This is a genomic window from Marinobacter sp. UBA5687, from assembly GCF_002420325.1.
Classification (GTDB): Bacteria; Pseudomonadota; Gammaproteobacteria; order Pseudomonadales; family Oleiphilaceae; genus Marinobacter; species Marinobacter nauticus.
In genome coordinates, this window is record NZ_DIHV01000013.1 from 21,445 (window position 1) to 28,214 (window position 6,770).

Annotated in this window: 5 protein-coding genes; 2 read left to right on the forward strand and 3 right to left on the reverse strand. The window is 56.3% G+C overall.

The features are described 5' to 3' along the window. Positions 1 to 87: 87 nt before the first annotated feature. Positions 88 to 2,079: a hypothetical protein gene (locus B3Y70_RS01200; RefSeq protein ID WP_228224333.1), complete on the reverse strand. Its 1,992-nt coding sequence runs from the start codon at positions 2,077 to 2,079 to the stop codon at positions 88 to 90. Between the two features lie 232 nt (positions 2,080 to 2,311). On the opposite strand from B3Y70_RS01200, the gene B3Y70_RS01205 reads away from it, so the two are divergent. Then, a complete protein-coding gene (locus tag B3Y70_RS01205; RefSeq protein ID WP_286893527.1) occupies positions 2,312 to 3,469 on the forward strand; it encodes a helix-turn-helix transcriptional regulator in 1,158 nt (385 codons plus the stop codon). 199 nt (positions 3,470 to 3,668) lie between these two features. Here the strand turns inward: B3Y70_RS01205 and B3Y70_RS01210 are convergent, their stop codons facing one another. Beyond that, positions 3,669 to 5,444: an acyl-CoA dehydrogenase C-terminal domain-containing protein gene (locus B3Y70_RS01210; protein ID WP_153740806.1), complete on the reverse strand. Its 1,776-nt coding sequence runs from the start codon at positions 5,442 to 5,444 to the stop codon at positions 3,669 to 3,671. 176 nt (positions 5,445 to 5,620) lie between these two features. On the opposite strand from B3Y70_RS01210, the gene B3Y70_RS01215 reads away from it, so the two are divergent. Beyond that, on the forward strand, positions 5,621 to 6,355 hold the full coding sequence (locus B3Y70_RS01215; protein WP_286896698.1) for an SDR family NAD(P)-dependent oxidoreductase: 735 nt from the start codon (positions 5,621 to 5,623) through the stop codon (positions 6,353 to 6,355). A gap of 34 nt (positions 6,356 to 6,389) precedes the next feature. Here the strand turns inward: B3Y70_RS01215 and B3Y70_RS01220 are convergent. Further along, on the reverse strand, positions 6,390 to 6,770 hold a 381-nt coding region (locus B3Y70_RS01220; protein WP_288589082.1), incomplete at its 5' end, for a cupin domain-containing protein.

Below are 6,770 nucleotides of genomic sequence, written 5' to 3' on the forward strand. Positions count from 1 at the left end.
AGCCTCCTGACGACATGTGGGTTCAGAACAAAAAGGCGGGCTCATGGGAGCTCGCCTTTTTGCCGCTGCTTGGTTGCGGGTCAGGTCTTAGTTTGTCTCGGTCAGAATCACGAGCCCCAGTTCATCCGGATCGCCCTCGGTGGGTTCCCAGCGCAGTGCAAACAAGCCAAGTGAGGCGTCTGCATTGAAGAACCCATCCAAGGTTGTTGAACCCTCAGAGCTACCGACGGTTATCGTCGTTGCACCGTTGGCACTGATGCTGGCAGAGGCCTCTGCACCATCCACCATGTCGGTAGAAACAGATAGCTGCCCACCCAGGGTGGTCTTTTCTACTTCCAGGAAGCTACCGCTGATTGCGCCTTCGGTTTCACTTGCCATGGTCAGGAAAGTATTGAACTTGCTGCTGGAAAGCAGGAAACGCTCCTGAGTATCCAGTTTCATCGAAATAAGTTGTAACCGGTATTGCTTGCCTGCCACGCTGGGCCCACTGTCTGTGGGCAGCTTGGTCATCAGGGTCATGTCGAGCTCAGAGTAACTGCCAAGCTCGCCATCGCCGCCAGACATGACAATGAAGTCGCCGGTATCGTTAATAAAACCATCGGCAGGCTCACCACCGGCCTCTGTGATATCACCGGAACTGTCGACAACAAAGGTGCCAGTGTCCGCTGGGTCTGTAATCGGCACATAGCCCGGGCCACTTGCTGAAAGACTGATCTGGTGACCATGTCCTTCCATGACCTCTGCGTAGTTGAAGTTTCCATTGCCGTCGAAGGTGATGGTGTTGACTTCGGTTTTCAGTATCAGCTCACCGGTCGTGATTTCAGACGCGATATAAACCCGGCCAAACTGGCCTGACAGGTCGCTGCTCTGAAAGTTGGTTGGTTGCCGTGCAAAGACCTCAAAAGACCGGGAGATCTCGTCGCCCAGTTTCTGGGAGGGGTCTAGCGCATCGGGTGTGCCGTCGTCGTTGGTATCGATCACGGCGTAACGAACGCTGGCTTCATTGGGTTGGACAAAAAACAGGCCTCGCTCACCAGCCTGCACCAGATTGTAGGTTACTGCAGGCCAGCGCCAGCCTTCCTCCTCTTCGATTTCCTCTTCGAACTCGCCCTGGATAGCGAGGATGCCCGATTGGGTCAGAATGCCGTCGAAGGTTTCATTAACCTCTTCGAATTCGGACTCATGGTTGAGCCATTCAGCGCTGGACAAGGATGGGCCTCCCCGGCTTCCGTAGAGATCATCTTCATCGACCAGGGTGACGTTGACGACGTTTTCGCCACCGTCTGCCAGCTGAAAACTGGATGCCCACAAACTGTGGGCATAGGTGCCCGAACTGTGATTTTCAGCGTCGTGGAGTTCAAGTGCGAAGGCGGCGCTCCGGTAATCGCCAGCGACTGTGCTGGCCTCACCCTTGCCACCGGCTACCACGGCAACCTCGCTCTCTACGAAATCGCCGACTTCGCTCTCCAGTGTGCTGAACATTTCATCAAGATTGGCCCCGGCAGTCAGATCAAACTCTTCAACCTTGCCACTGAGTTTGACCACATCGGTGACAACCAACTGATCTAGGTCGGCACCCGTCTCGATGAACTTGCGAAGAACAAACTCGGACACCGGGTTTATATCGACGTCTTTTTCGACAACCTGTGCGCGCAGTTGCTTATTGTTTTGCCCGGTAATTCGAACCACGAGATTACCTGCAAGGTTAACGCCTTGCGGCAGTGTTAGCTTGTAGTTTCCTGTTGTTGACGTGGCGGTTTGAGCGAGCACGTCGCCGATTTGGTTGCCCTCATCATCCACGCGAATGAGTTCTACCGTGGCACCTTTTACGGGGTTGAGCCCGGTAATGGCTGCAGCGACAGGAGCTACAACAAAGTTCAATGCGACTTCAAAAATACTCGGCTGGGTAAAGCTGGCTATAGTACCTTCTTCACCAGGAGCGGTGGCGGTACCTGAAATAGTTTCTCCGGATACTGTCTCGCCCCCGGTACTCCCTCCACCGCTACTTCCTCCACATCCCGCAATACCAACAACCGAAGAGACCGCTGCGGCCAACGCCAGTTTTTTAAAACCGTTCATAACAACTCCTTGATTCAAAAAAGTACCCTGATTCGCCGGATGAACCAGGCTCTGCCCGAAGGCTCCCTGAGGAAGGGTTATTGAGATATAGCAAGGGTGGTCGGGGGGCGCCCCACCCGTTTGGGGAGTGCGGGCCGGCTATTTGTATGAAATTTGTAACTATGAGCGGTTGGAATATCTTTGAAACCTACACTAAATTGTGTAGGAAACATCGATACAAGAGTGGACCGCTGTGCATTGCTCCGACCGGGAAGGCTTTTTCAATCATGACTTCCATGAACTGATCGGCCTGATCTACGATTCGGTTACCTCGGAACAAGGTTTCTTTCCGTTTCTGCAGCGGTTTATCCAGGTGTTTAACGGCCACAGTGCATCGTTTGCAATTTATAACACTGCGGAGAATGCTCTTCTCGGTGCCTGGACCGTGAATATTCCCGAAGAGGCTCTTCGCTTCTATTCCGAACATGTTTCCCACCGGGACGTATTGGTTGAAAAAGCGATATCGGTCAACCGCCAGGGTAGCTGCAGGTTTGTTGCCAGTAACCTCGATCTTGGCCCCGATGTTAAGCGCTTGCGGCGCGATACCCGGGCCGAAGAGTGGTTAGAAAGCTACGGGGCTTGCGAAGCGGCCGGAGCGATTGCCTATATGGACGGGCATTACCTGAACTTTTTCGGAATGCAGCGCTCTCCTGGCCAACCTGAATTCAGTTATGAAGAGCTCAGCGTCTTCGATGGATTCCTGCCCCACCTGCACCGAGCCGTGGGCCTGTATACCCGGCTGATGCAGCGGCGGTGTGGTCCGGCGGTTGAGCGACTGGTACTTGAACGTGTCGATCGGGGCATCATCATTTGTGATGCATCCTTCCGGGTGGCCTTCAGGAATGGCAAGGCAGATGACATCCTTAAACGCAACGCAGGTTTGTGGGTAAACAAGGATGGCATGCTGGTGGCCCATGGGAACGAGAATGCGCGGCAGTTTGCGGTGCTTTTATCAGCGGCTGTTGAGGCATCAATTGCAAGGCGGGAGCTCGATGACCAGGTTTTCAGCCTGGAACAGGGGCCGCAGCGCATCACGCTGATTGTAACTCCCCTGCAGGGAGCGGCCGGGGCAGAGAGCATGGCACAGGGGGTGCTCGTTACATTACACGACTGGAGCTGGAGCAACGAAATCAACGACGATCTGCTAAAGAGCCTGTTCGATCTTACGGATGCGGAAGCAGGGGTAGCGGCGGAGCTTGTTGGTGGTCAGAGCTTGTCGGATATTGCGGTAACCTCGGGGCGGTCACGGGAAACCGTCAAGTACCACCTTAACAATATATTCCGGAAAACCGGCACGAGCCGTCAGGGCGAGTTGGTGTCACTGTTGTCGCGGGCTTGCAGCTCTGTTTAATGCCGTGGCCATAAAAAAAGCCGCGCATAGCGCGGCTTCAAGAAGGTACCAGCCTCGCAAGGAGGCGGGTTGGACTAGTTCAGAGACACTAATCAACGTGACCATTATCAATTTCTGATCTGTCTTGATGAAGGTCACAAATTGCCATTTGTCGGTCATTTCCGGCCAGGATTTTTGGCCTGACCGGAAGCTCTGCCGCTTAGGCCATCCACTGCTCATCTTCCAGGGCCATCAGGCTGTCTTTGCCGGACTGGATATCCCGTAGCAGCCAGTCCGCCTCAGGCATCAGTTTCTCGAAATAGAAACGGGCGGATACCTGCTTGCTTTCCAGTAGTGGCTTGTTACCTGCGCCGGCTTCGAGCTGCTGGCCAGCCACGGCAGCCATGCGGGACCACAGATAGCCGATGACGGTCAGGGCTGTCAGACGCAGATATGGTGTCGCCGCAGCGCCAGCCTGCTCCGGATCTTTCGGGGCATTCTGGGCCAGCCACAGAGTGGCCTGCTCAAGACCCTTGACGGCGCCTTTCAGTTCTTCCCGGTAGGGCGCATCAGGATTGTCTTTCAGGTAACCCGTCAGCTCGGCAAACAGGGCGCGTACCAGTTGCCCGCCCTTCAGCGACAGTTTGCGGCCCACCAGATCCATCGCCTGGATGCCGTTGGTGCCCTCGTAGATACGGGCGATACGGCCGTCGCGTACCAGTTGTTCCAGCGGCCAGTCCTGGGTGAAGCCGGAGCCACCCAGTACCTGCTGGCCCCAGTTGGCGTTGTTGTAGCCCTCATCGGTCAGGAAGGCTTTGACCACCGGCGTCAGCAGTTGCACCAGATCATCGGCGTTTTCACGCACCTTTTCGTCCGGGTGTGCCACGGAGAGATCCAGCTGGTGGCCGGTAAACAGTGCCAGTGCACGCATGCCTTCGTTCAGCACTTTCTGGCGCATCAGCATGCGGCGTACGTCCGGGTGCACAATGATCGGGTCGGCCGGGCCGTCGGGATTCTTCGGGCCACTCAGGGAGCGGCTTTGCAGACGTTCCCTGGCGAATGCCAGGCTCTCCTGGTAAGCCATTTCCGCCAGGCCCAGGCCCTGCATGCCCACCATCAGACGAGCTTCGTTCATCATGGTGAACATGGCGCTCATGCCTTTGTTGGGCTCGCCCACCAGCCAGCCCTTGGCGCCTTCAAAGTTCATGACGCAGGTGGCGGAACCCTTGATGCCCATCTTGTGCTCCAGGCCACCACAGAAGGCCGGATTGCGCTCACCGGAGTCTGGCAGGAACTTGGGTACCACAAACAGGGAAATCCCTTTGGTGGTGTCTGGCGCGCCCGGCAACTTGGCCAGCACCAGATGGACAATGTTGTCCACCAGATCGTGCTCACCGCCGGTGATCCAGATTTTGGTGCCCTCAATCGCGTAGCTGCCATCATCATTCGGCGTGGCTTTGGTGCGAATCAGGCCCAGATCGGTGCCACAATGGGGCTCGGTCAGGCACATGGTGCCGGTCCATTCGCCGGAAATCAGTTTTTCCAGATACGTCTGCTTAAGCTCTTCCGAGCCGTGGGCAAAGAGGGCGCTGATGGCACCATGCGTCAGGCCGGGGTACATGCCCAGCGACAGGTTAGTGGAGCACACCATCTCGTCCACCACGAATTTCAGCGTGTGAGGCAGGCCCTGGCCGCCAAACTCCAGTGGCGCGTCCAGCGCGGTCCAGCCACCTTCGACAAACTTCTGGTAGGCCTCTTTGAAGCCGTCTGGAGTCTTGACCAGTTTGGTTTCGGGGTCGTAGCTGCAGCCCTGACGGTCGCCAACCTGGTTGGTGGGCTGAATGACCTCTGCCGCCAGCTTGCCGGCCTCATCAATGACCGCGGAGATCAGGTCCGGTGTGGCATCGGCATATTTTTCCAGCTCGTGCAGCTTGTCTGCACCCAACACATCAAACAACAGAAAGCGAAGATCGTTCGCTGGTGCCTGGTATTGCATGGATACTCTCCTGTTTTGATTTGACGGTCTAAACGACCGCCGGATATCGTCGTTCTGATCTGGAAGCCTTTCTTCATACGGGCGTTTGAATTATTTGGTTTGCTTCAGGATGGCCCGAACGCATTGATTTTTCGTATCAACGACATGGGCTTGATTGATAATCGGGAGATCGGTGAATGACGACCGTTATTGCGGGGGTGTCCGGTGCCATCGGTGCGGCATTGGCCCGACGTTATCTGAGCAGCTATCCGGACCGGAGCCTGATTGGGCTGTGCCGGAGGCCGGAGACGGCGCCGGACGATTTGAAGAATCACTCTGGCGTGAGATTGATGGCCTGGGATGCAGAGGACGAGCAACGGCTTGATGTCGCCGAGTTCAAGGCTGTGCTGGAAGCTTCTGGTCCGGTTGACACCGTTATTTATGCCGCAGGCCTGCTGCACGATGGCCAGATGTTTCCGGAGAAACGGTTGGAGGATATCGATGGCCGAAGCATGATGCGGAGCTACCAGGTGAACTGCTTCGGGTTTGTCTCGCTGATGCAGAGGCTGGCTCCGGTGCTGAGGGGAAAGCACTTCAAGCGTATTGCAGCGGTGTCTGCGAAAGTGGGGTCTATTTCGGACAACCAGTTAGGGGGCTGGTACGCCTATCGCGCCTCCAAGGCGGCGATGAATATGGTGGTGAAGAACCTTTCTATTGAATTGTCGAGGCGTTACGCGCCACTGGCATGCGTTTCCCTGCACCCGGGCACCACCTTGTCGTCGCTGAGCCAACCATTTCAGCAGTCGCTGGAGCAGTTAACGGTGCACGAGCCAGAGCAGACGGCAAGCAATCTGTTTTCGGTTCTGGAAAGCCTCGATGCCAGGGATAATGGGCGTTTTATCAGTTGGGATGGCAGTGATCTGCCATGGTAGCGAAGTCATGCTGCGGCGGTGCCGCAGCACACTGTTAACGCAGGAACGGATTGAGCAGACGGGTGAAGGCCCCGGTCAGCTTCAGGGGGGCGCTCAGCACTGACAGCGTAATGCAGTCTTCGCAACCGACGGCCACCGGACGATGTTCGTCCTGTTCGTTCAGAACCACAAAGTCCCACTGATTGAATACGCCCTTCTGGTCGGCAAATGCCCCTTGCAGCACAATCGTGGTTTCATCGCCACGGTGGGTATGGGCCGGCGCCTTGCCGCCCGCTACCAGTTTTTGCAGGACGACCCGCTCGTTCTGGCCGGGAAACTTGTCGGTAATGTCGAGCACACTCACGTCCGCAAGCTGACGTTTCCAGGGCAGCGCATTGATGTCATCCCCGAGCAGTTTCTGCAGAGGGCTCACCTT